24 protein-coding genes are annotated in these 23,502 nt (G+C 63.8%); 16 read left to right on the top strand and 8 right to left on the bottom strand.

The window, feature by feature from the left end; genetic code table 11:
• Complete coding sequence (locus tag K226_RS0112470) at window positions 1–1,050, bottom strand: efflux RND transporter periplasmic adaptor subunit (protein WP_238324224.1); 1,050 nt, start codon at window positions 1,048–1,050, stop codon at window positions 1–3.
• Between the two features lie 146 nt (window positions 1,051–1,196).
• Between K226_RS0112470 and K226_RS0112465 the strand changes: the two genes are divergently transcribed.
• Together K226_RS0112465 and K226_RS0112460 are read left to right on the top strand one after the other, a co-directional pair.
• A complete protein-coding gene (locus K226_RS0112465) occupies window positions 1,197–1,544 on the top strand; it encodes a helix-turn-helix transcriptional regulator (RefSeq protein ID WP_024815128.1) in 348 nt (115 codons plus the stop codon).
• A gap of 125 nt (window positions 1,545–1,669) precedes the next feature.
• Window positions 1,670–2,815, top strand: a complete 1,146-nt coding sequence (locus K226_RS0112460; RefSeq protein WP_024815127.1) for an FAD-binding oxidoreductase — start codon at window positions 1,670–1,672, stop codon at window positions 2,813–2,815.
• Window positions 2,816–2,886: 71 nt separating this feature from the next.
• Here K226_RS0112460 and K226_RS0112455 read toward each other — a convergent pair whose 3' ends face one another.
• Complete coding sequence (locus K226_RS0112455) at window positions 2,887–3,600, bottom strand: Crp/Fnr family transcriptional regulator (RefSeq protein WP_024815126.1); 714 nt, start codon at window positions 3,598–3,600, stop codon at window positions 2,887–2,889.
• Window positions 3,601–3,662: 62 nt separating this feature from the next.
• Between K226_RS0112455 and K226_RS0112450 the strand changes: the two genes are divergently transcribed.
• From K226_RS0112450 to K226_RS0112430, 5 genes are all read left to right on the top strand, one after another.
• The gene (locus tag K226_RS0112450) at window positions 3,663–5,801 is read left to right on the top strand and encodes a TonB-dependent receptor domain-containing protein (protein WP_024815125.1); all 2,139 of its coding nucleotides are present in this window, start codon (window positions 3,663–3,665) and stop codon (window positions 5,799–5,801) included.
• Between the two features lie 234 nt (window positions 5,802–6,035).
• The gene (locus tag K226_RS0112445) at window positions 6,036–7,088 is read left to right on the top strand and encodes an ABC transporter substrate-binding protein (RefSeq protein ID WP_238324223.1); all 1,053 of its coding nucleotides are present in this window, start codon (window positions 6,036–6,038) and stop codon (window positions 7,086–7,088) included.
• Window positions 7,088–7,882 carry an ABC transporter permease gene (locus K226_RS0112440; RefSeq protein ID WP_035241047.1) on the top strand — a complete coding sequence of 265 codons (795 nt, stop codon included), beginning with the start codon at window positions 7,088–7,090 and terminating at the stop codon, window positions 7,880–7,882. Before K226_RS0112445 ends, K226_RS0112440 begins: the two co-directional genes overlap by 1 nt.
• Window positions 7,879–8,739 (top strand): ABC transporter ATP-binding protein, encoded by an 861-nt coding sequence (locus K226_RS0112435; RefSeq protein ID WP_024815122.1) that lies wholly within the window; start codon window positions 7,879–7,881, stop codon window positions 8,737–8,739. The genes K226_RS0112440 and K226_RS0112435 overlap by 4 nt, the downstream gene beginning before the upstream one ends.
• Window positions 8,730–9,968, top strand: a complete 1,239-nt coding sequence (locus K226_RS0112430) for an NnrS family protein (RefSeq protein WP_369795433.1) — start codon at window positions 8,730–8,732, stop codon at window positions 9,966–9,968. The genes K226_RS0112435 and K226_RS0112430 overlap by 10 nt, the downstream gene beginning before the upstream one ends.
• A 411-nt stretch (window positions 9,969–10,379) precedes the next feature.
• On the opposite strand, the gene K226_RS19540 is transcribed toward K226_RS0112430, so the two are convergent.
• Window positions 10,380–10,850, bottom strand: a complete 471-nt coding sequence (locus K226_RS19540) for a type I restriction-modification enzyme R subunit C-terminal domain-containing protein (RefSeq protein ID WP_024815120.1) — start codon at window positions 10,848–10,850, stop codon at window positions 10,380–10,382.
• Here K226_RS19540 and istA point away from each other — a divergent pair.
• Both istA and istB read left to right on the top strand, forming a co-directional pair.
• A complete protein-coding gene (istA, locus tag K226_RS0112420) occupies window positions 10,807–12,267 on the top strand; it encodes an IS21 family transposase (protein ID WP_051463537.1) in 1,461 nt (486 codons plus the stop codon). The two genes, K226_RS19540 and istA, sit on opposite strands and share 44 nt — an antisense overlap.
• A complete protein-coding gene (gene istB, locus K226_RS0112415) occupies window positions 12,260–13,045 on the top strand; it encodes an IS21-like element helper ATPase IstB (RefSeq protein ID WP_024813819.1) in 786 nt (261 codons plus the stop codon). The genes istA and istB overlap by 8 nt, the downstream gene beginning before the upstream one ends.
• Before the next feature lie 1,081 nt (window positions 13,046–14,126).
• Here istB and K226_RS19830 read toward each other — a convergent pair.
• Together K226_RS19830 and K226_RS0112410 are read right to left on the bottom strand one after the other, a co-directional pair.
• Entirely contained in the window at window positions 14,127–14,456 is a 330-nt protein-coding gene (locus K226_RS19830) for a hypothetical protein (protein ID WP_155886518.1), read from the bottom strand.
• A 483-nt stretch (window positions 14,457–14,939) separates the two neighbouring features.
• A complete protein-coding gene (locus K226_RS0112410) occupies window positions 14,940–15,140 on the bottom strand; it encodes a hypothetical protein (protein WP_024815118.1) in 201 nt (66 codons plus the stop codon).
• Between the two features lie 171 nt (window positions 15,141–15,311).
• On the opposite strand from K226_RS0112410, the gene K226_RS0112405 reads away from it, so the two are divergent.
• Window positions 15,312–16,109 carry an SDR family NAD(P)-dependent oxidoreductase gene (locus K226_RS0112405; protein WP_369795470.1) on the top strand — a complete coding sequence of 266 codons (798 nt, stop codon included), beginning with the start codon at window positions 15,312–15,314 and terminating at the stop codon, window positions 16,107–16,109.
• Window positions 16,110–16,184: 75 nt separating this feature from the next.
• Here K226_RS0112405 and K226_RS0112400 read toward each other — a convergent pair whose 3' ends face one another.
• Window positions 16,185–17,591: an MATE family efflux transporter gene (locus tag K226_RS0112400; RefSeq protein ID WP_024815116.1), complete on the bottom strand. Its 1,407-nt coding sequence runs from the start codon at window positions 17,589–17,591 to the stop codon at window positions 16,185–16,187.
• Between the two features lie 77 nt (window positions 17,592–17,668).
• Window positions 17,669–18,157, bottom strand: a complete 489-nt coding sequence (locus K226_RS0112395; RefSeq protein ID WP_155886517.1) for a MarR family winged helix-turn-helix transcriptional regulator — start codon at window positions 18,155–18,157, stop codon at window positions 17,669–17,671.
• Between the two features lie 94 nt (window positions 18,158–18,251).
• Here K226_RS0112395 and K226_RS0112390 point away from each other — a divergent pair, with 94 nt between their 5' ends.
• On the top strand, window positions 18,252–18,803 hold the full coding sequence (locus tag K226_RS0112390; protein ID WP_024815114.1) for a PaaI family thioesterase: 552 nt from the start codon (window positions 18,252–18,254) through the stop codon (window positions 18,801–18,803).
• Window positions 18,800–19,213, top strand: a complete 414-nt coding sequence (gene gloA / locus K226_RS0112385) for a lactoylglutathione lyase (protein ID WP_024815113.1) — start codon at window positions 18,800–18,802, stop codon at window positions 19,211–19,213. The genes K226_RS0112390 and gloA overlap by 4 nt, the downstream gene beginning before the upstream one ends.
• A 267-nt stretch (window positions 19,214–19,480) precedes the next feature.
• Here gloA and K226_RS0112380 read toward each other — a convergent pair whose 3' ends face one another.
• Window positions 19,481–20,023, bottom strand: a complete 543-nt coding sequence (locus tag K226_RS0112380; RefSeq protein ID WP_024815112.1) for an OmpA family protein — start codon at window positions 20,021–20,023, stop codon at window positions 19,481–19,483.
• A 57-nt stretch (window positions 20,024–20,080) separates the two neighbouring features.
• Between K226_RS0112380 and K226_RS0112375 the strand changes: the two genes are divergently transcribed.
• The 4 genes from K226_RS0112375 (at window position 20,081) to K226_RS0112360 (ending at window position 23,463) form a co-directional block, all read left to right on the top strand.
• Entirely contained in the window at window positions 20,081–20,674 is a 594-nt protein-coding gene (locus K226_RS0112375; RefSeq protein WP_024815111.1) for a gamma-glutamylcyclotransferase, read from the top strand.
• Between the two features lie 75 nt (window positions 20,675–20,749).
• On the top strand, window positions 20,750–21,733 hold the full coding sequence (locus tag K226_RS0112370; RefSeq protein ID WP_024815110.1) for a calcium/sodium antiporter: 984 nt from the start codon (window positions 20,750–20,752) through the stop codon (window positions 21,731–21,733).
• A 136-nt stretch (window positions 21,734–21,869) separates the two neighbouring features.
• Window positions 21,870–22,754 (top strand): universal stress protein, encoded by an 885-nt coding sequence (locus K226_RS0112365; protein WP_024815109.1) that lies wholly within the window; start codon window positions 21,870–21,872, stop codon window positions 22,752–22,754.
• 187 nt (window positions 22,755–22,941) lie between these two features.
• Window positions 22,942–23,463 (top strand): superoxide dismutase family protein, encoded by a 522-nt coding sequence (locus tag K226_RS0112360; RefSeq protein ID WP_024815108.1) that lies wholly within the window; start codon window positions 22,942–22,944, stop codon window positions 23,461–23,463.
• Window positions 23,464–23,502: the final 39 nt, after the last annotated feature.

Raw genomic sequence — 23,502 nt, 5'->3', positions numbered from 1 at the left:
TCAGCGCACCTTGGCGGCTGCCTGCGGATCGGTGGCTACCTTGTCACCCGGACGCAGGCCACTCAGCACCTCGACCTGTTCGCCGCTGCGACGGCCCAGCCGCACCTGGCGCAACAGGGGCCGGCCTTGCGCATCCAGCACATAGACCCCCGTCATTTCTGCACGGCGCACCACCGCACTGGCAGGAATCTGCACCCGCAGCTCGCCCGCTGCGAGGGTGGCTGCAGGCAACCACAGCCGGGCAAACATGCCAGGTGTTGCGCCCTGGAGGTCGGGGGCGAGTGCGACACGCAACTGCACTGTGTGCGTGGCGGCGTCCACCGTGGGTAGCAACTGGATTTGGCTGGGCTGCACAGCAATATTCGACGTTGTCAGCCCGGGTATTTCAGCTTGCAGGTTCTGGCTGCCGACCAGTGCAGTGGCCGCCATCTGCGGGACCATGGCGGTCACGCGCAAGGCCGAGGGGTCATACAGCCGCACCAGTGGGCGCCCCGGCATCGCCATGTCGCCCAGCGCCACGGGAACCTCGCTGATGACACCAGCGTAGGGCGCTTTCAGCACATAAAAGCCCGACTGCGTGGTGGCGGCCCCTGCCTGCGCCTGCAACGCCTGCACCTGGGCCTGGCTGGCCTGCAACTGCGCTTGGGCGCGGTCAAGCGCCGCCTGGCTGATGTATTGTTTTTGAAAAAGCTGCTTTTGGCGCTCGAACTCTTTGCTGGCCACCTGCATGCTGGCGCGGGCTGCATCCACCTGCGCCACGCTGGCGGCGGCACTTTGCGAAGCCGCCCGGGCATCAATACGCACCAGCTCCTGCCCGGCCTTGACCGTATCGCCCACTTTCGCGTGGAGTGCAACGATGGCGCCCTGCACCTGGGCTGACAGCGTGGTGTCACGCACGGCCTCCACTACACCATCCACGCTGGCTTGCCGGGTTGCGCCATTGGCCAGCACTTCGTGGGTTTTGAGCGGTGTGGCTTCAACAGCCCACGCAGTTTGCACAACCAACAGGCAGGTCAGCAATGCGGCAGTGGCGAGTCGAGGCATCAGCATCCGGTTCTCCATACCCATCAGTGGGTTCAATAGCAGTTTGTTCATTATTTAACTAAATAGCTAATTAGTCAATTATTGTATGATAGCGACTGGCCTGATCTTGGGTAGCGCTGGTATCTCCAGCCCTTCAGGCCCAGGAGTGACGAATGAAAAACATGCCTCCAGAAGCGCTGGAAGAGGTTGCCGGGTACTTTCAGGTGCTGGCTGAGCCCACGCGCCTGCGCATCCTCAACATCCTGCGAGAAGGAGAGCGCAACGTGGGTGATCTTGCGCAAATGTGTGGCTATACGGCTGCCAACGTGTCGCGCCACCTTTCGTTGATGACCAAGAACGGCCTTGTGACGCGGGAAGGGCGGGGCACCAGCGTGTATTACCGTTTTGCAGACGAATCCGTGTATGCGTTGTGCGACCTGGTGTGCGACAACATTGCCCGCCAGATCGCGCGCTCGGAAGCCAGCAGGGCCAGTTTTTCAGTGTCCTCTGATTTGGAGTAGCGGCTGCCCGGGGTCGCACTGCCCGATTGCTGCAAGCTTTTTGCAAAACCGGGTCGGGCCGCTGCTGTGGCAAGGCCGGTAAAGTACCGGGGCGGAAGCGACGCACGAACCACTCTGAACGCCCCATGAGCACCACCCCCACCCCCATTCAGACCGATTTCCTCATCATCGGTGCCGGAATTGCCGGCGCTTCGGTGGGCTATTGGCTCGCCCCGCATGGCAAGGTGGTCATCCTTGAGCGCGAATCCCAGCCGGGCTACCACTCCACGGGAAGGTCGGCTGCCCTTTACATGGCCAGCTACGGATCGGAGCAAGTGCGCGGCCTCACGCGCGCCAGCCTGGATTTTTTCCAGAACCCGCCCAGCGGGTTCACTGATTACCCGCTTCTCAAGCCACGGGGCGCCATGATGGTCGCCACCGCCGGGCAGTTGGATGCGCTCAACGCGCACTGGAAAATGCTCAGCGCGCTCGACCCCCATGCACAGTTCATCACCGGAGAGGACGCGTGCGCGAAGGTTCCGATTTTGCGTGCCAACCAGGTAGTGGCGGCGGTTTACGAGCCCGATGCCTACGACATGGACGTGGACGCTATCCACTCAGGTTTTCTGAAAGGCATTCGCCGCGCGGGCGGCAAGGTGCAATGCAATGCGCAAGTGACCGCGATGCAGCGACAGGACAACGCATGGGTGGTGACGGCAGGTGAGCAAAGCTGGACTGCGCCCGTCGTGATCAACGCAGCCGGCGCCTGGGCCGATGACATTGGGCAACTGGCGGGGGCCCAGCGAATCGGGTTGGTGCCTTGTCGTCGTTCGGCATTTGTGTTTCCCGCGCCGCCAGGCTGCAACACAGAACACTGGCCCATGGTCATTGGCGCCAGCGAAGACTGGTACCTCAAGCCGGACGCCGGGATGCTGCTGGGGTCGCCAGCCAACGCGGATCCTGTTCAGCCGCAAGATATCCAGCCAGAAGAGCTCGACATTGCCATGGGCATTGCTCGCATTGGTGAAATGACCAATCTGGAAATCCGGCGCCCCACCCGTACCTGGGCGGGGTTGCGCTCGTTCGTTGCAGACGGTGGATTGGTGGGTGGACCGGACGCGCAGGCCCCCGGGTTCTTTTGGGTGGCGGGGCAGGGTGGCTACGGCATCCAGACCTGCGCGGCCATGGGCGAGGCATGCGCGGCGCTGGTGCGGGGGCTTCCAGTGCCACAGCACATTCAGCGGCAGGGCGTGACAGAAACGGCTCTGAGTCCGCAGCGGCTATTGGCATAGCAGAAGCTCAAGGCCCCCAAGCGTGGCCTTGGACCTCGCCGCACCGAACTCGTTTCGGGCAAGCGGCCTTGCTAAAAACTGCGGACACACCCGCCGGCCAGGTTTTGCAGCGACGCGGTCTCGATCAGCGCCCAGATGCGCTTTTCGCCACGGATCCAGCAGCGCATGCGCCACTCGGAAAGCAGACGGCTCAGCGTTTCGGCGCGGATGCCGAGGTAGGCGGCCAGTTGGCGCTGGCTAAAAGGCAGTTCCACACGATTGCCCTTGTCGGCGGGCAATTGCAACAGATAAGCGGCCAGCCGCTGGGGCGCGCTGCTGGTCGTCAGCCATTCAACTTCATTGACATAGCGGTATAGGCGCCGGCTGAAATCTTCCAGCAGTCGGAGCGCCAGGGCTGGGTGCGCCTGGCAAGTTTCGCGCAGTGCGTGGCGCGCCATGCGCCACACGGTGGTGGCGCCTGCGGCGCGCGCCATCATGGGGTAGCGCCCGTGGCCCATGAACATTGCCACCTCGGCAACGCTCTGGCCGCTGGGGTAGCTGTGGAATATGCGCTCCTGTCCATTGCTGCTGAACCGAACCAGCTCCACGCTGCCTTGCACGACCAGAAGCCAGTGGTGGGCGGTGGCACCTTCATGAAACACGATGTCACCGCTGCGGTAGTGGCGCAGTTCTGCCTGTTCGACCAGCTTTTGCAAAACAGAGGGTGGCAGCCCCTGCAGCAAGGGGTGAGCGTTCAGCCAGGCACCGGGGCCGCTGGCGGCGTCGCAGTTGTTGATAAATGTCATTGGTGTGAATTTTCAATTCGCGGATCATATTGCAAATGCGAATGACTACCAATAACGTTTACATGTCCACGCCTCCTATGACTCCCCTTTCGTGTTTCTCCTTGCGCACCACTGCGGGCGTGCTGCTCGTGGCGGCCCTGGTTACCCAGGCGCAGGCGCAGGAGGCGGTCAGCCTGCCATCCGTGACAGTGCAGTCCAGCCCTTATGGCGCCGACATGCCCGCGCGCAACGGCGTGGAAAAAGAGCGCAAGCGCCTGCAACAGGTGCCGGGCGGCACCAACCTGGCCGAGCCGCAGAAGGAGGCGCGCATGGCCACCCTGCGCGATGCGCTCGATTACCAGCCCGGCATCGTGCTGCAGGACTTTTTTGGTGGAACCGACCAGCCGCGCCTGGGTATCCGTGGCTCGGGCATTCAAAGCAACCCGGTGAACCGGGGCGTGCTGCTCTTGCAAGACGGCTTGCCGCTCAACGAGGCCGACGGCTCTTTCATCATTGGCCTGATCGAGCCGCGCAACGCGGCTTACGTCAGCGCCCGGCGTGGCGCCAATGCCATCACCCCCGGTGCCACCACGCTGGGCGGCGAGGTGGATTTTGTTTCGCTCACCGGTGCCGACGAGCGTGGCCGCGTGCGTGCCGAAACCGGCAGTTTTGGCCGCCAGGGCCTGCAGGGCGCTGTGGGCGTGGTGGGCGAGCAGCTCGATGGCCGTGTTTCCGTCAGCAGCGACCGCTATGACGGCTATCGGCATCACTCCGCGTCGCAGCGCGACGCTTTACAGGCCAATGTGGGTTTCCAGGGCGATGGCGGATTTGAAAACCGCACCTACCTGAACTGGACCGACCTGGCCTTCCAGATCCCCAGCGTGGTGCCCAAAGACCGCATCGGCTCCGACCCGCGCGGCGTCCTGGGCGACGGCAAAACGCCGCAAGACCAGTTGCTCAACGTTTACAAGCGCGACCCGCGCCGCGCTGCCACGCAGCTGCGTCTGGCCAACCGCTCCACCTGGGGCAGCGAGGCGCTGCGCCATGAAGTGGGTGTGTATTGGCAGGACACCGACGATCTGTTCAACAACCAGACCAACCACACCGTGACGCACAGCCGCACCACCGGCGCGCAGTGGCAAGCCAGCGGCCGGCCCGACGGCACTGCTGGCGCCTTGGGCTGGCGCTCCGCGCTGTCGTGGGCGCAGAGCCAGATGGAGCGCGACCTGTACGCCACCAACCCGGCCAACGGCCAGCAGATGCAGCGCTTTGGCTCCTACGACCTGGACGCCAGCAACCTGCAGGCTCTGGCTGCGGCCGACTGGCGCGTAGCCCCGGGCTGGACGGTGCTGGGCAGCCTGCAGTGGAGCCAGCTCACGCGCGATGCCGCCAGCCGCACCAGCGCGGCCCAGCTCGACCAGGACTGGAACTTCGCCACGCCCAAGATCGGCGTGAACTGGGAGCTTTCGCCTGCCACGCGCCTGTGGGCCAACCTCAGCCGCAGCCACGAGGCGCCCACCTACTGGGAAATCCTTGGCGCCACCGTCGCGCCCAATAACCCGGCCGCTGCCAGCGCCGAGCTGGTGCGCCTGAAAACGCAGCGCGCCACCACGCTCGAACTGGGCGGCCAGGGCCGCCTGGGCGAGGGCGCGCAGGCCCTGCAATGGAACGCGGCGGTGTACCGCAGCGTGGTGGCCGACGAGCTCATCTCCACCACCGACGCCAATGGCATCAAGGTGGGCACCTACAACTACCGGGGCGGAACGCTGCACCAGGGCGTGGAGTTGGGCCTCTCGGGCAGCCAGCGCATGGGCGTGGGGGCGCTGGACTATCGTGGAAGCTGGACCTACAGCGACTTCCACTTTCGCGCGGGTGAGTACGCGGGCAAGCAGATCGCCGGCGTGCCGCGCCACCTGATCAATGCCGAACTCATGGTTCGCCTGGGTGCCTGGCGATTTGGCCCCAACCTGCGCTGGGTGCCGGTGAGCACGCCCACCGACCACGCCAACACAGCGGGCACCCAACAGGAGTCGTATGCGCTGCTGGGCCTGAAAGTCGAATGGCGCGACGGCCCCTGGGCCGTGTACCTACAGGCCGACAACGTGACCGACCGCCGTTATGCCAGCAGCTACGCCATCCGCAACCAGGCCACGGCGGCCCAGCCAGGCTACCTGCCGGGTCTGGGGCGCAGCCTGACGGCGGGGCTGACCTACAAATTCTGACCTTCCCCGTGCCGCTTCGCTCCTTTCCCCCTCTCTGCTTGGCTTCGCTGCGCGAAGGGGGAACGCCGCCAGCGCGGCGGGGCGGCCCTTGCGCGGCGGCCAATGGCCCGGGCCGCGCCGGTTGCATGGTGCGCGGGAAATGCATGCGCCATGAAAAACAGAGGAAACCCTTTTATAGGCCCTTGCGGCCCGTGCCCCAGTGGCAATGGGCCGCAGCGGCCTTGGAGTACGACCATGCACGATGACTTCCTGAACCCACAGACCACGCTCTCGCGCCGCCATGCGCTGGCACTGCTGGCCGCACCCCTGGCCGCCGCACCCGCGCTGGGCGTGGCCGCAGCTCTGCCGCAGATCACGCTGGCCGGGCCGCCCGCCATCGTTTCGGCGCCGCTGATCCACATGGCCGAAACGGGAGCCCTCAAGGACGCAGCGCAGCGCACGGTTTTCACCGCCTGGCGCGACCCCGACCAGCTGCGCATGATGGCCATGGGCGGCAAAGCCGATGTGCTGGCCATGCCCAGCAACGTGGCGGCCAACCTGTTCAACCGTGGGGCAGGGGTCACGCTGCTCAACATATCCACCTGGGGCGCGCTGTGGATCGTCACGCGCGACGCTCAGCGCAAGACGCTGGCAGATTTCAAGGGCGAAGAGATTGCTGTGCCCTTTCGGGGTGACATGCCCGACATCGTGCTGCAATTGCTGCTCACCAAACAGGGGCTGGACCCGCTGCGCGACTTCCGCATCCGCTATGTGCCCACGCCCATGGAGGCCATGCAGCTGCTCATCACGCGCCGCGTCTCGCACGCGCTGCTGTCCGAGCCCGCCGTCTCGCTGGCCCTGCGCAAGACGCGCTCTTTCCCCGTGGGGTTGATTGCGCCGGATCTGCACCGGGGGGCCGACCTGCAGCAGGAATGGGGCCGCCTGCTGCGGCGCGCGCCGCGCGTGCCACAAGCGGGTATTGCCGCTGTGGGTGTGGTGCGCTCACAGCCGCAGGTGCTGGATGCCGTGGCGCAGGCCTATGCGCGCTCGCTTGCCTGGTGCCGCGACAACGCCCTGGAATGCGGCCGCATGATGGCGCGCCACATCGACCTGCTCACCCCCGAGGCCGTGGCCGACGCCATTGCCGTGAGCCAGATGGACGCCGTGCCTGCCGCTGCCGCACGCGCCGAACTGGAGTTTTTCTTCGGACAGCTCATGACCCCAACCCCCCAGCTATTGGGGGGCAGGCTGCCAAGTGAAGCGTTCTACCATGCCAGCGCGCAGCGACCACTGAGAGGAGGGCAGTGATGTTGCGTTTGCTGTGGCGTGTGTTTGCGGGTCTTCCCGCGTATGTATGGAGTGGCTGGGGGGCTGCCGCCAGCCTGCTGCTGTTGCTAACAGCCTGGGAGGCCGTGGCCGCGTTGTACGACCCGCTCATCCTGCCCGACCCGCTCACGGCTTTTGCCGCGCTGTGGGCGCAGGTGGAGCAGGGCGCTGCCTGGCCCGCGCTGTGGGCTACGGCACGCCGCGCGCTCATGGGCCTGGCCCTGGCGCTGGGTGTGGGCAGCGTGCTGGGGCTGCTGGCGGGGCTGTCTGTCACCGCCTCGGTGCTGGCGCGCCCGCTGGTCACCGTGCTGCTGGGCACGCCGCCCATTGCCTGGTTGGTGCTGGCCATGCTGTGGTTTGGCATGAGCGACGGCACGCCGGTGTTTACCGTTTTCATTGCCTGCTTTCCGGTGGTGTTTGCCAGCGCGCTGCAGGGCACGCGCACGCTCGATTTGCAACTGCGCGACATGGCGCGCGCCTACCGCCTGCCGCTGGGCATGGCGCTGCGCGAGGTGTACGGGCCGCATGTGCTGTCGTACCTGTTTCCGGCCTGGGTCACCGCGCTGGGCAGCGCCTGGAAGGTCGCTGTGATGGCCGAACTGCTCGCCAGCACCGACGGCGTGGGCGCCGCGCTGGCGGCCAGCCGCTCGCAACTGGACACTGCCACCACCCTGGGCTGGATCAGCGCCGTGGTGGGCTGCCTGCTGGTCGTCGAATACGGATTTTTGGAACCGCTCAAGCGCGAAGTCGAACGCTGGCGGGAGGCACCGCGATGAGTTTGCTGCTGCAAGACGTGCGCCACAGCTACGCGCTGACCGAGGTGCTCGGCGGCGTGGGCCTGGCGCTTTCGCCCGGCGGCGTGCTGGCGCTGGTCGGCCCCTCGGGCTGTGGCAAGACCACGCTGCTGCACCTGTGCGCGGGCCTGCTCGATGTGCAGGAGGGCCGACTGGAGAACTCCTTTGCGACCCCCGCGCTGATGTTCCAGCAACCACGCCTGCTGCCCTGGCAAACCACCGCCGACAACATCGCCCTGAGCCTGCGCGCGCAAGGCATGGCGCGTGCCGCCGCACGTGAGCGTGCCCACGCCATGGGTGCCATGCTGGGGCTCGATGCCGAGGCCATGGTGGCCTATCCGCACCAGCTCTCGGGCGGCATGCAAAGCCGCGCCGCGCTGGCGCGCGCGCTGGTGCTCGAACCCGATCTGCTGCTGATGGACGAACCCTTCGCCGCGCTCGACATCGGCCTCAAGGCACAGCTGCACCGCCTGCTGCTGCGCCACCAACGCGAGAAGGGCACAGCGGTGCTGATGATCACGCACGACCTCATGGAGGCCGTGCGCCTGGCCGACACCGTGCTCGTCATGGCCGCCGGGCCGGGCTGCATCGTGCACCAGCACAGCCCGCAAGCCCCGGCCCTGGCGCGCACCGACGCCATGGTCTACCACGACACCGCCGAGTTGCTGCGCGTACCCGCCGTGCGCGCGGCCTTCGGGCTCGATGTGCTGCAGGACGAGGGCGCCTGCGCCACGGCGCCCGGCTGGGCCGTCAACGTGTTGCCGCTACAGGGCCATCGCCTGCAGGCCTTGCAGCCCGCGCCAGCGCAAGATGAAAAGAAAGGAATGCGATGCGGATGACAAATACGGCGCCTTTAATCCAGGCGCCGAACTGGTGGGCGCTGGAGCACCCGCTGTGGATGTGCGCGATGCGCCCCTTTTTTGTGTTGACCATGGGCTCGGCCGTGCTGTTGGTGGCCTTGTGGAGCGCTGTGTTGGCCCTGGGTCTGCCGCCGCCCCGGGTGGCGGGCGGCGCGCTGGTGTGGCACGCACACGAACTGCTGCTGGGGTTTGGCCTGGCTGCGGTGGCAGGCTTTGTGCTCACTGCTGTGCCCGAATTCACTGCCACGGCAAGCGCCAGCCCTCGCACCGGGCGTCTTCTGGTGCTTCTTTGGCTACTGGGCCGTCTGGGGGTTTGGCTATCGGGTGCTGCGGGGTTGCCGGCTCTGGCCCTGGCCGCCCTGGCGCACCTGGGGTTGATTGGCGGCCTTCTGATACTGCTGTTGCCCGCGTTGCGCACCGTGGCCGGAAGGCGCCAGCATGCCTTCGGCTGGGCATTGGCGGCGCTGTTCCTGCTGGCAGCAGGTTTTTACGTTGATGCGCTGCGCGGCCAGTACCCCATGCGCTGGCTTTTGGCCGTGCTGGGACTGGTGATGGTTCTGATCATCGTGGCCATGAGCCGAATTTCCATGCGTATCGTTAACCGGTCCATCGATGAGGCGGGCGAGGGCGGTGCTCCCTATCTGGCGCGTCCTCCCAAACGCAACCTGGCCATTCTGTGCATCGTGCTTTTCACGCTGGCCGAGTTTTGGCACCCGGGCGGTCGCGTCAGCGGCTGGTTGGCCTGCGCCGCCGCTGCCGCGCTGTGCAACCTGATGGGCGACTGGCATGTGGGCCGTCCGCTGCTGCGGCGCTGGCCTTTCATGCTCTACGCCGTGTACGTCTGCATGGCGCTGGGTTACGCGCTCATCGGCACAGCCTTGCTCGCGGGCGGGCCAGGCGCTAGCGCGGGTCGCCACCTGCTCACCATGGGGGCACTGGGTCTTTCGATCTATGTGGTCATCAGCATTGCAGGGCGTGCGCACTGCGGCCACCCCTCGGACGAGCGCCCCTGGGTGGTGCAAGGCGCCCTGTTGATCGGTGCTGGGGCCATGCTGCGCGCGGGCGCTGCCTTTGCCCCCGAAGCCGCCACGGCACTGCTGGGCATGGCCGGTATGTGCTGGGTGGGCAGCTTTGGCCTGATGGCATTGCGCATGCTGCCGGTGCTGTGGGGCCCCCGGCCCGATGGAGGACGCGGCTGTGAGGGGTGACGTCCACACTGCTTGGGCGCCACACCCGTCTTCTGTGTCGCTGCAATGGATTCACTCGGACTGCAACAACGGGGGTCGAAATCGTCGCATAGGCCTGACCAAGGATACGCTGGTAGGTCAGCGCCCAAAACTACCCACAGCAACTCCGAGGTTCGTCGGGCTAATTTTGCCGCTCGCTATTTTGTGTTGGATCGCCTCCGGACATGCTTCGATGGAAGCGAGGTCATATTCAGGTTGCCGCCCAGATCCGCGTGATTGGCGCAATGTAAGTTAACATAATATACATCGTATCTAGTCGCAGAATTTGGCGCAGGACGCTACACCAGATGTGTCGGGCCAACGGAATTTTGGTAACCAAGACAAAAATTTTGGTAACCGGTCATCCAAACCGACGGAACCAGCTAGCCACTGTTAGGCGACTGCCCGCTCACGTATCTCTTCAAGCACCCGCACCATCTCCGTCACCTTGGCGGGCCGAAACAATGCCTCTGGACCTTGCTGGCTGATGTCTGTAAACGGTGACTCGTATAGCCGTGCCGCGTCCATCACACCGTTTTCTGTCAGGTGCTGCACGATGAGGTCAATGAACTCCAGCTGGCTGGCCGTGGCTGTTGTGCCAACGACGAACTCGCTGAACGATTGCTTGGCCGTTTCTCGGTCCAGTCCTACCAGCGAGCGGATGAAGATTCCCAGCCCTTGGCTTTGCTCGGTGGCTTGCTGGATGACCTCCGGCGACCCGCCAGCCTGCACCAGCATTCGCTCTAACTCTTCAAGGTCTGAACGCGTCAAAGGTTGGTTACGGCGCAGCCGCTGTAAGGAAAGATGGTCCTCATGGGCCCTGAGGAACTGGCGCGCCTTGTCCTTGAACTTGGCCAGATTCATTCCGGTACTTACACCTGGCAGGACAATTGGGGCGCTTTCGCCCAATTCGTCTTCAAAGTCGGCGCACGAGGCGGAGCTCAAGCAAGCCTTGAAGGCCGATGCCAAGCGGCCCAAGAAGGAGCGGCGCACGGCCAAGGCCTTGTTCACGCAGATCAAGGCAGCGGGCTACGAAGGTGGCTACACGCGGGTGACGGACTTCATCCGCAAGTGGCGCCAAGGTGAAGGCCAACAGGCGGCCTGCAAGGCCTTCGTGCCATTGACCTTCGAGCTTGGCGAGGCCTTCCAGTTCGACTGGAGCGAAGACGGCTTGCTGGTGGGCGGGGTGTACTACCGCATGCAGGTCTCGCACATGAAGCTGTGTGCCAGTGGGGCCTTCTGGCTGGTGGCCTACCCCAGCCAAGGCCACGAGATGCTGTTCGATGCGCACACCCGCAGCTTTGCAGCGCTGGGTGGCGTGGCACGCCGTGGCATCTACGACAACATGAAGACGGCGGTCGACAAAGTCAAGAAGGGCAAAGGCCGCGTGGTCAATGCGCGCTTTGCAGCCATGTGCGCGCACTATCTGTTCGACCCTGATTTTTGCAACCGTGCCAGCGGCTGGGAGAAGGGGCGCGTGGAGAAGGATGTGCAAGACAGCCGCCGTCGCATCTGGGTGGAGGCGGGGCAACGGCGCTTTGGCAGCTTTACCGAGCTCAATGCGTGGCTGGGCGAGCGCTGCCGGGCTCTGTGGCGAGAGCTGCGCCACCCGCAGCACAAAGCGTTCAGCATCGCCGAGATGCTGGAGCTGGAGCAAAGCCACCTGATGCCGATGCCGGTGGCCTTTGATGGCTATGTTGAGAACCCGGCCAAGGTGAGCAGCACCTGCCTGGTGACGGTGGCGCGCAACCGCTACTCGGTGCCCTGCGAATGGGCGGGGCAAATGGTCAGCACACACCTGTACCCGGCGCAGATCGTGGTGGTGGCCGGCGATGCTATGGTGGCCACGCACGAGCGCCTGAGCGATCGCAACCAGACCCGCTACGACTGGCAGCATTACGTGCCGCTGATCGAGCGCAAGCCGGGCGCGCTGCGCAACGGCGCGCCCTTTGCAGACCTGCCCGAGCCATTGCAGCGCATGCGCAAAGGCTTGCTGCACCAGGAGGGGGGCGACAGGGTGATGGCGCAGGTACTGGCCGAGGTGCCCAAGCAAGGGCTGGACGCCGTGCTGGTGGCGGTGGAGTTGGCCCTGGAGAGTGCGCCGCCATCGGGGCGGGTGAGCACCGAGCACGTCATCAACGTGCTCGGCCGCCTGCAAGCGCAGCCCCTGCCCGAGACGGTTGCGACCAACCTGCAAGTGAGCCAGACACCCCTGGCCGACACGGCGCGCTATGACCGCCTGCGCGCTGGCAGCGACATGCAGGAGGCCGATCATGCGTGAGCTGGACAAGGAGTTCAAAGAGCTGCGCCTGTACGGCATGGCCGGGGCCTGGGAGGACCTGGTCAAGCAACGCGGCCACGCCACGCTGGAGAGCTCGCGCTGGCTGCTGGAGCACCTGCTGCAAGCGGAAGTCACGGACAGGGCCATGCGCTCAGTGAGCTACCAGATGCACACGGCGAAGTTCCCCGTGCACCGCGACCTGGCGGGCTTCGACTTCGAATGCTCGCCCGTGGACAAAAAGCTCATCGAGCAGTTGGCCAGCATGGCGTTCACCGAGCAGGCGCACAACGTGGTGCTAGTGGGTGGCCCCGGCACGGGCAAGACGCATCTGGCCACGGCCATCGGCGTGGCGGGCATCACGCGCCATGGCTCACGCGTGCGGTTTTACTCCACGGTGGATCTGGTCAACGCACTGGAGCAGGAGAAGGCCCAAGGCAAGGCAGGCCGCATCGCAGCGAGCTTGCAGCGCATGGACCTGGTCATCCTTGATGAGCTGGGCTACCTGCCCTTCAGCCAGGCAGGCGGCGCCTTGCTGTTCCACCTGCTGAGCAAGCTCTACGAGCAGACCAGCGTGATGATCACCACCAACCTGGACTTCAAGGAATGGTCCAGCGTGTTCGGCGACGCCAAGATGACCACGGCACTGCTGGATCGACTCACGCACCACTGCCACATCGTCGAGACGGGCAACGAGTCCCACAGGTTCATGCACAGCACAGCCGTGGCCAAGAAACGCATCAAGGCACGCGAACAGGCCAAGAAGGCTGAGCCGTTCTGAGCGGTTCAAGGGCAAGCCGCTACGGGCTTCGCCCTGCGCGGCTTGCCCTCAACGGACGACCACCGAGCTCGATCACCAAGGAGACCAAAACCGACCCAAGGCACTACACTTATCCACAGCCGACCTTCACAGGTTGGCCATTAGCCCTGGCTCAAAATTCAATCGGCACGGTGGCTCAATTTTGAATCGGCGCCAACACTCATGCTTTGCGAGTGGATAGCATGCGGGAGGCGACTTGAATGTTCCTGTCGCGCGTGTATATGTGCGCAGAGCTACCGGTTAAAGCAAGCCGCAATAACTGGCCCATGTGTACCCGGCCGACTAGAACGCCTGCCAGACGAAAAGGAGGGCGGAACACACTGCTACATTGACTTTCTGTGGGCGATGCACAACCCAAGGCTTGAGCAACAGGCTGACTACTGGCTGTTGGGCTGGCCCCTCGACCCGCAAGCCATCAGTACCAATGCTGCCAACCGAACGATACGTAAGCTACGCATGAGGCACGCCCACGTCAAGTAGGGTTCGCCGGACGTGGACCTGGGCATCAAGGGAAGTTGCTTAGCGAATTGAGGATTCGAGACAGTTGGCTTGGTGCCCTCCTTCAGCGCCCGCTTCGGGTAGTTTTCGCGGGTTCGGGCAGTAGGGAAACGGTCACTGGCGCTGCCACAACCATCGCGTGAACGTCCTACGGGGGCGGTCCCTTCAGTGTCTACATTTGGGCCAGCGCTTTTTTGTCAGACCCAACGACTGCACGGTGCCAGGCAGCGCAGGTACGCGCGTCGGCTGACATCGACGGCAACCGCCGCAAATAGGACAATGCTGGCACTTCACAGGCGAGCGCAAAAACAGGGCTCAGGTTGTCGGCATGAACAACTGAACATAGCACAATAGCTGCACAGCGACAAATCTGCCAACAAAATAGCTGCGCAGCGACATTTGAGGCCTTTACCGACCTCAAGTTAGTTGCTACGCGACATGAGCCAAATGCGGATTAGAGCTAGCTCGGCGCTTCCAATTCACGTCGCGTGCGCAGTTGCAGGAGCGTCGAGAAAAGTCAGTGCGTAGTCAGACTCGCCACAACTCAGTCACCAGTTGGAATGGCGTCACTCACTCGGCCCATACACCACGCGATTTCGGCGGCCGTGAGCCCCCACCCTTTCTGTTCCAGTGCCTCATTGATACGGGCCAAGAGCTGTTCCCGGGAACGATTAGGTGGTTGAGTCTTTTTTCGATGGTAATAAGCGATGAGTTGGGTCACCAAATCTGCGCAGATGTCGTAGCGTGTCGCGCGCTCCTCGTCTGTGTGGCCACTGACATATTTTCCGCCAACGAGACGGATTGCAATTTTTGGTTGTGCGCCCGCCAGTGCGGTAGGGTCAGATTGCCAAGGAAAATCGGACGGTATGGTCATGGCGCGTCTCCAAATCGCGCACGTTACGCAAGTAGCTCAGCTTTGGCATTTCGGTCACTGATGCTTTCGCGTTCAGTCGAGAGGTAAGTGGTAATCACGGTCTGCTTCAGGGCGCGGCAACAATGTCTAAGGCTGACTTGGTGTGGTGCTCTCATGCCCTAATTCGACCATCAAATGCTGTGTAAAACAACAGGTTCTCGCGGTATTGGATGCGCCACATTTGGAACTTTCACAGACTCGAAATGAGCTGGGTGGGTAGTTGACTTCGACCTAACGTAACTAGGCAGGGAATCGGCCGTGGTTACCAAAATTTCTCAGCTAACTCCGCGGAAGCTTTCGTACCGCTAGCTAACCCCTTGATTTGAAAGAAAATTTCTTTCAAACTGATAAAATGACTTGCACAGTATCGAAACGGCGTAACTCGTTGATTCCTAAGAGCTTCGGTTACCGGCATTTCGTTGGCCCGACAAGATGCGCAGATTGTCAAAGCATGGTGCGCTTCACGACGACGAACACCACCACAGCCAGGACGAACAGCGCGAGCTTGACGAAAATTGCCCGCCATTCGCTGGCGTGCTTTGCCCGCTGCCTGTCAGCCTCAGAAATGCGAAAACCGGCCCGTTCAACGTAGCCGGTTTTTTTTCGCCACCAATCCCTGTACCAATCGCGGTTGTCTGATGCCATGGGCCGATGATAGTCCATGAGCCCTTCGCGCAATACCGGTTTTTCAGTCAAGACTAGACGCACACGCATAGCACGCAGCTTCCCAATTGGCCTGTCGGACACACTCCTGCATCTGCACACCGCTGCTTGTTCCATAGCTTTTCCGACCCGCTACCATCCATGTCCATGTCCATGACCCTTTCGCCCCCCGCACCTTCGAGTTCGTCCATCCATTTCGGCCACCAAGGTCGGGTTTGCATCGTCACCGGCGGCGCGCAAGGGATTGGCGAGGCCTGTGTTCGCCGCTTTGCTGCCGATGGCGCCAGGCCGGTGATTGTGGATGTGGACGATGCGCGTGGCCAGGCGCTGGCACTGGAACTGGATGCGCTTTACATACGTTGTGACGTGGGCGACAAGGCGCAGGTGGATGCGCTGGTGACCCAGACACTCGCAACGCTGGGGCGCATCGACGTGTTGGTGAACAACGCGGGCATCTTCCGCGCGGCCGACTTTCTGGATGTGACCGAGGCCGACTTTGACGCTGTGCTGCGCGTCAACCTCAAGGGCTCATTCCTGGTCGGCCAGGCCGTGGCGCGGGCCATGGTCGCTTCGGGCGGTGGGTCTATCGTCAACATGAGCTCGGTCAACGGTGTGCTGACCATTCCCAACATCTCCAGCTACAACGTGAGCAAAGGCGGCGTGAACCAGCTCACGCGCGTGATGGCCCTGGCGCTGGCCGACAAGAACATCCGCGTGAACGCCGTGGCCCCCGGCACCATCGCCACCGAGCTGGCTGCCAAGGCCGTGCTGACCAGTGATGACGCCCGTAAGAAAATCATGAGCCGCACCCCCATGAAGCGGCTCGGCGAGCCGTCGGAGATTGCCGATGTGGTGGCCTGGCTGGCCAGCGATGCCGCCAGCTATGTGACCGGCGAGATCGTGACGGTAGATGGCGGGCGCATGACGCTGAACTACACCGTTCCAGTTTGATTCAACAAAAACTACTGAATTGATAGCTGCTAACGCTTTATGTATAAGCGCTAGCGGCCATTTTGATCATATTTTTTAAACCTGAGGCATGCGCCGCAGCAAGCCCGCCATGCTGCGCGGCCAACCCACCGGGCCGAACCAGGCACCACCCGCAATCGCCCAGGCGTTGACCACGCCGTACAGCACCAGCGCCATGCCCTGCGCGGCAAAGACCGCAGCCAAGCCACCGCCCCAGCGCAGCGCCAGCCAGCCTCCCGTTACCGCGACGGCAAGGCGCACGATGTTGCCGATCACCGGCCAGAGCAAGCGCCCTGCCCCTTGCGAGGCAAAGTACAGCACCAGGCCCAGGCCAAAAAAGCCGTACACCGGCCCGACGGTGCGCAGATACTGCGCGCCCGCCTCCAGCATGGCGGGGTCGCTGTTGAATAGCGACAGCCACACGCCCGGAAACGCCGCTGCCCACAACCCTATCGCTTCGGCCATCACAAACGCCATGGCCGCGCCGATCCAAGTGGCGCGCAGCGCTCGTTCGCGCTGGCCTGCACCAATACAAGTGCCCACCATGGCCACCAGCGGTGCGCCCAGGCCGAATACCAGTGGCACCAGCAGATATTCAAGCCGCGACGCAGTTCCATAGCCCGCGATGGCCGCCGTGCCAAAGCCGCCCACCAACGCGGTGGTGACGCCAATCGACAGATTGGTGGCGACGGTAGAGACGGTGCCCACCAGCCCGACCCGCAGGATGTCCTTGAACAAGATCCAACGAAATCGGATGTGCTTGAACGAGGGCTGGAGCAAGCTGCGCGGGGACCACAGATATGCCGCCAGCACCACACTGCCGATCAGGTAATACGACATCAGCGCGATCGCACCCCCGGCAATGCCCAGGCCGGGCATGGGGCCCCAGCCAAAGATGAAAAGCGGCGACAGCGGCACCAGCACCACCGCACCCAGCACCGTGACATACGCGGGCACGGCCATGTTGCCCGTGCCCCGGATCACGGCCGACAGCGTGTTGAACAGCCACACCAGAAAAGCGCCCGCAAACACCCAGTTGGAATAGACCAGTGCCGCATCCAGCGCGCCTCCGGTGCCGCCCATGCGGGTATAAAGCCAGCGCCCTCCTCCCACCACGCCCACCGTAAAGATCAGCGAGAACACCGCCGCAATCGCCAGCGCGTGCAGCACCAACGCGTCGGCATCGTCCCGCCGCCGCGCGCCCAAAGCGCGGGCAATGGCCGACGCGATGCCGCCGCCCATGGCACCGGCAGAGGTCATCTGCATCAGCATGACCACCGGGAACACCAGCGCCATGCCCGCCAGCGCATCGGTGCCCAGCTTGCCGACAAAGTAGGTCTCGATAAGCCCGACGCCCGCCTGCGCCAGCATCACCAGCACATTGGGCGCAGCCAGTCGCAGCAGCGTGGGCGCAATGGGCGCCTCCAGCAGCATGCGGGTGCGCGGGTTCAGGGTGTCGGTCATGTCGTCACCGCTGCAGCAGCACGGGGTTTGCGCGGCACCATGATGCGCACGGTAAACAGTTGCAGCACATCGGGGACTCATTCGTCATGGCCAGCCTCGTGCATGGGCAGCGCCGCCAGCAGATCCATGGATTCATCCACGAGTGCATGCAGCGCCATCACGCGTTCGGCGCCCAGCGTTTCGTTCAGCGCCAGTTGGGCTGCCTTCCAGTGGCGCTGCGCTTCGGCGCGTTTGTCGCGGCCGGTGTCGGTGATGTGCGCCAGGCGGCTGCGCGCATCGGCGCCGGCCTCCAGCGTGACCCAACCGGCATCGACCAAAGGGCGCAGGTTGCGGGTGAGGGTGGAGGCATCCATTTTCATGGCCACCGCCAAGTCGCCTGGGCGGATTGGCCCCAGCTTGAGCACATGCGACAGCAACGAATACTGCGTGGTCTTGAGCCCGCACTGCGCCATTTCGGCGTCGTAGTGGGTGGCCACGCGGCGCATCAGCTGGCGCAGCTTGAAGTTGGTGCAGCCTTGCGGCAGCGCCTGGGGCGCCTGGGAAGCGGGCGCTCGGGCAGAGTCCATGGGGGTTGTGTCGGCTTGCATGAATTTAATTGTATCTGCAATAATTGCATATGCAATACATGCGTTTCGACTCCACCACCGACCACGACACCCCATGACCCAACACAACCACCTTGAACACTGGCTTGCGCAAGAACGCGAGATCCTGGAGCGGCTGGAAGTCGGCCCCGGCCCGGGCGTGGCGCAGCGTGAACAGATTGCCCACCTGAACGGGCTGGAACAGATGCTGGCCATGCTGCGCGGCGAGCTGCCCTACGCCGCCATCGCCAAGACGCTGGATTTTCTGATTGTGGAAGTGGGAGAAGGCACGGCCATCTTCCAGGGCACTCCGCGCGCCGAGCACCTCAACCCCATGGGCACCGTGCACGGCGGCTGGTTTGCCACCCTGCTCGACTCGGCGCTGGGCTGCGCCGTGCACACGCGCATGGAGCCCGGGCGTGGCTACACCACGGCCGAGCTGGGCATCAACCTGGTCAAGGCCGTCACGCCCAAGGTGCAACGCGTGCGCGCTGAAGGCCGCGTGATCCACAGCGGGCGCCAGTTGGCCACGGCCGAGGCGCGCCTGGTGGGCCCGGACGGCACGCTGTATGCCCACGCCACCACCACCTGCCTGGTTTTTGACTTGCCTGCACAATCGAGGGCATGAAATTCCTCCACACGATGCTGCGCGTTGGCAACCTTCAACGCTCGATTGATTTCTATACCCAGGTGCTGGGCATGCAACTGCTGCGCCAGTCTGAAAACCCCGAGTACAAATACTCGCTGGCGTTTCTGGGATTTGATGGCGGCAACCCCGGTCAGGCCGAAATTGAGTTGACCTACAACTGGGGCACCGAGAGCTACGACCACGGCAACGCCTATGGCCACATTGCGCTGGGCGTTCCAGACGCCTACGCAGCATGCGAAAAAATCAAGGCCGCTGGCGGCAATGTGACGCGTGAAGCAGGCCCCGTCAAAGGCGGCAGCACCGTCATCGCGTTTGTCACCGACCCCGATGGCTACAAGATTGAGTTGATCCAGCGCACAGAGGGCGCGGGCGGTACGGGTTTGCGTTGAACCGTGCGTTCAAGCAGGTGACGGGCAGCAGACCCGATTTGCTATTAATACTGTAGCTATTAGCGCTTTATCCATAAGGGTTAGAGGCATTTTTTATACGAATAATTGGTGCTTCTGACGCCACCGCTTGCTGGTGGGCACCGCACCCCCAGCGCGGGAAATCCGCAGTTCACCCGCAAAAAAGCCCGGCAACGCCGGGCTTTTGTTTTGCATGGGGGCAGGCAGGGGTGGCATGTATGGCTCCCCTGCCCCCACTTGGGCTTGGGCTTACATGCCGCCCAGGACCACTTCCACACGGCGGGCTTCGGCGTTGCTGCCGGTGGCGGTGGTTTCTTCGGGCTTCTTCAGCTCAATCTTGTCTTCAGCCACGCCCAGGCCCTTGAGCGCGTCGCGCACGGCAAGGGCGCGTTGCTTGGCCAGCTCGGCGTTCAGAGCGGCGTCGCCCGTGGCGTCATGAAAACCAGACACCACGGCCATTTTTCCGTCGGCTACACCCTTGACGACATCGGCCAGAGCTTCGTTGGCGCCTGCAGCCAGGTCGGCCTTGCCGCTGGCAAAGTAGAACTTCACCACGCCGTTTTCCACGCGCACGCTGGCGCCGTCGGCTGCCATTGCATCAGCGTCTGCGGCCGCCGCTGCTGGCGCGGTGCCTGCAACAGCCGTTTCCGCAGGCTGGGATTGGGCCGATCCGCCCAACTGCTTGACCACCACGGTGCCCACTACCACAGAGATCAACAGCGCAATCAGCGCAATCAGGAAACCGAGGGCAAAACGCTGCTGGCTGTCGTCGTCAGAACTGTTGAATGACATGGGAAAACTCCGTAAATAATGACCTGTTGGACCAACCAACAATTGTAAAGTGTTGCCATGACGATGCTCTCCGCGCCCACCCGTGACCCGGCACCCATGCTGGAGCGTGCCTTGCAGCAATGGGGCGGCCGCAGCGATCTGTGGGTGTTTGGCTATGCCTCGCTGATCTGGCGGCCCGACTTCGACTTTGCCGAGCGCAGAAGCGCGCGGGTGCACGGCTGGCATCGGGCGCTCAAGATGTGGAGCCGCATCAACCGGGGAACGCCCGAATGCCCTGGCCTGGTGTTTGGCATGCTCTCGGGCGGCAGTTGCCGGGGGATGGTGTTTCGGGTGGAGCGCGCCCATGCGCACGATGTCATGGTCAACCTCTGGCAGCGAGAAATGCCTCTGGCGGTCTACGACCCGCGCTGGCTCACCTGCCACACCATGCAAGGCCCGGTGCAGGCGCTGGCCTTTACCTTGTCGCGCCAAAGCCCCAGCCATACGGGGGAATTGCACGAGGACGAATACCGGCGCATTTTTCTGCAGGCCAGCGGGCGCTATGGCACCACACGCGACTACGCGCAGGCCACCTTTGACGAGTTGCGCCGCCAGGGCATTCACGACCGGGCGCTGGCGCGGCTGCTTGCGTTGTCCCTCCCCAAAAGCTGAGCCACTTGCCATTTGCCGATGGCGCGTGGTGCATGGTCTCGCGAACGGCCCGTACCGCCTCCCATAATGGAACGCATGCACCTGGTTGCCATCACCTCTTTTATCGCCGGACTCATTGTTGTCATCGTGGGGGCGGAGCTCATCGTTCGTGGCGGATCACGGGTGGGTGCCCTGTTGGGGGTTTCACCCATGGTTCTTGGCCTGACGGTGGTGGCCATAGGCACCAGCACACCCGAGCTGGCCGTTGGGTTGACGGCGGCGGCAGAAGGCAATGGTGGCCTTGCGGTGGGCAACATTGCCGGCACCAACATCGTCAACATCCTGCTGATTCTGGGTTTGAGTGCATGGATCCTGCCGCTCAAGGTACAGCTGCTCAGTCTGAAACTGGATTTGCCCGTGATGGTGGGCTCGGCGCTGGCGCTGCTGTGGATGGCGTGGGACGGCCTGCTCAGCCGCCAAGAGGGCGCCTGGATGGTGGCCGCATCCGTGCTCTACACAATAGCCATGGTGCGCCTGAGCCGGCGTGAAAGCCTGCCCATCCAGCAAGAGTTTTCGCGCGAGTACAGCGCCAAAAATATCCTGCCCCGAGTTGCCACGCTGCAGGGCACGGTCAGTGTGCTCATGCTGCTTGCTGGCATCGTGGTGGTAGTGGTGGGTGCAGAGCTGCTGGTTTCGGGGGCTGTAGACATTGCCAAATCACTGGGTGTTTCGGACGCCGTGGTGGGCCTCACCATCGTGGCCATTGGCACCTCGGCGCCCGAGCTGGCCACCACCATCATGGGAACGCTGAAAAACGAGCGGGACATTGCCATTGGCAACCTCATCGGCAGCAGCACCTATAACATCCTGTTCATTCTTGGAGCCACCTGTCTGGCGAGTCCCGCCGGAGTGCCGGTAGACGCATCGCTGCGCTACATTGACCTTCCGCTGGCCGCACTGGTGGCGCTGGTGTGTGTGCCGGTGTTCGCGTCCGACCGCCTCATTTCTCGCAAGGAGGGTGCCTGCTTTGTGGCAGCCTATGCGGTGTATCTGGGCACGCTGATTTTCTGGCGCGCATGAACACCCCCGAGCAGCCCAGCAGTGGAAGAGAAACCTGCACATCGGGCGCTGCAGGCTCCTTTGCGGTGCCGGGCTGTACCTGCCCGTCGTAGAGAATGAAACGCCCCAGCCCTCGTTTGCCCGTTGGAGAATCACCATGGCCACCTTGAACCGGCTTGTCGCCGCCACCGATCTTTCTGCCCCCGCGCGCCACGCGGTCGAGCGTGCCGCCAGCGTGTCACAGGCAACCGGGGCGCAGCTCGATCTGGTGCACGTTGCCACGCCCGCGCCCATAGAAAGGCTGCGGCGCCTGGCCGGGCAGATTCCGTCGGATCTGGAAAAGCGCATGCTGGATGCCCCGCACAACGCCATGGAAGAGCTGGCCAAGGCATTGGCGCGGCGCCATGGCGTCACGGCGCAGGTGCATGTGGCCAGTGGCTCGTTGCTTGCTGAGTTGCGCCAGCACACCGAAACGATCAACGCCGACCTGGTGGTGCTGGGCGCGCGGGGCGCCAGTTTCATGCGGCACATGCTGCTGGGCTCCACGGCCGACCGCATGGTGAGCAGGGCCGCGCGCCCCATGCTGGTGGTCAAACAGGCGCCGCACGAGCCCTACAAGACGGTGCTGGTGCCTGTGGATTTTTCTGCGGCATCCCTGCGCTCCATACGCCTCGCGCAGGCGGTTGCGCCGGGCGCAGCGCTCATCTTGCTGCATGCCTTTGACGTGCCTTTTGAGGGAATGATGGAATTCGCCGGTGTGCAAACCGATCAGATCCAGCAGTACCGCGCCAACGCGCGCCAGGAAGCACGGCAAAATATGGAGGCGCTGTGCCTGCAGGCAGGTCTGAACCCGGCATTGACCCCGGCGCTGGTGATGCACGGGGACCCGTCACTCGTGCTGGTTCAGCAAGAGCAGGAGTTCGATTGCGACCTGATCGTCATGGGCAAGCAAGGGGAAAGCTCCGTGGAAGACATGCTTTTGGGCAGCGTCACGCGCTATGCCCTGGCCCAGTCGCAGTGCGACGTGCTGATTTCGGTGTGAACGCCGCGCACAGCCACCGCACGACATTCGGCTGACTGCGCACTGTGGCTGACAGCAGTTGTGGTTATGGGTTGCCGGATGGAGAATGTGCCCCAGACACCAAGGCGCCCACCGGCAGCGCCTGGGGCAAGCCCCCATCTCCGTGAATGCCGGTGGTTTCCCTCAACCCACTTCAGGAGTCTTCGCCATGTCCTTTCACACCGCTTTCGTGTCGGCCGCCGTGGTGGCCTCGCTGGCCGGCTGCGCCGGGTATTCGTCAGGCCCCAGCGCCACGGCCAAACTGGAACCCACGCGCGGCAACACCGCAGCGGGCACGGTGACCTTTGTGCAGAGGGGCGAGGTGGTGAAGGTGTCGGGCTCCATCAGTGGCCTCAAGCCGGGCGCCGAGCATGGTTTTCATGTGCATGAAAAAGGCGATTGCTCCAGCGGCGACGGCCTGAGTGCCGGCGGCCACTTCAACCCGGGTGGCAAGCCGCATGGCCACCATGGCATGGGCGAGCACCACACGGGCGACCTGCCCAGCGTTAAGGCCGACGCCAGTGGCGTGGCTGCAATCCACTTTGAATCGCGCACGATCCGCGTGGGCGGCAGCGCCAACGACATCGTGGGCAAGGGCCTGATCGTGCACCGCGACCCCGACGACTTCAAGACCCAGCCAACCGGCAATGCAGGCCCGCGCCTGGCCTGCGCCGTCATCACGGCCAAGTAACGGGCGGCGACGGATTGCAACGTTTTGCGTTAGCCACTT

The sequence above is a fragment of the Acidovorax sp. JHL-3 genome, assembly GCF_000526295.1.
GTDB classification, from domain to species: domain Bacteria; phylum Pseudomonadota; class Gammaproteobacteria; order Burkholderiales; family Burkholderiaceae_C; genus Acidovorax; species Acidovorax defluvii.
This window is presented reverse-complemented; position numbering and strand designations above follow the sequence as displayed.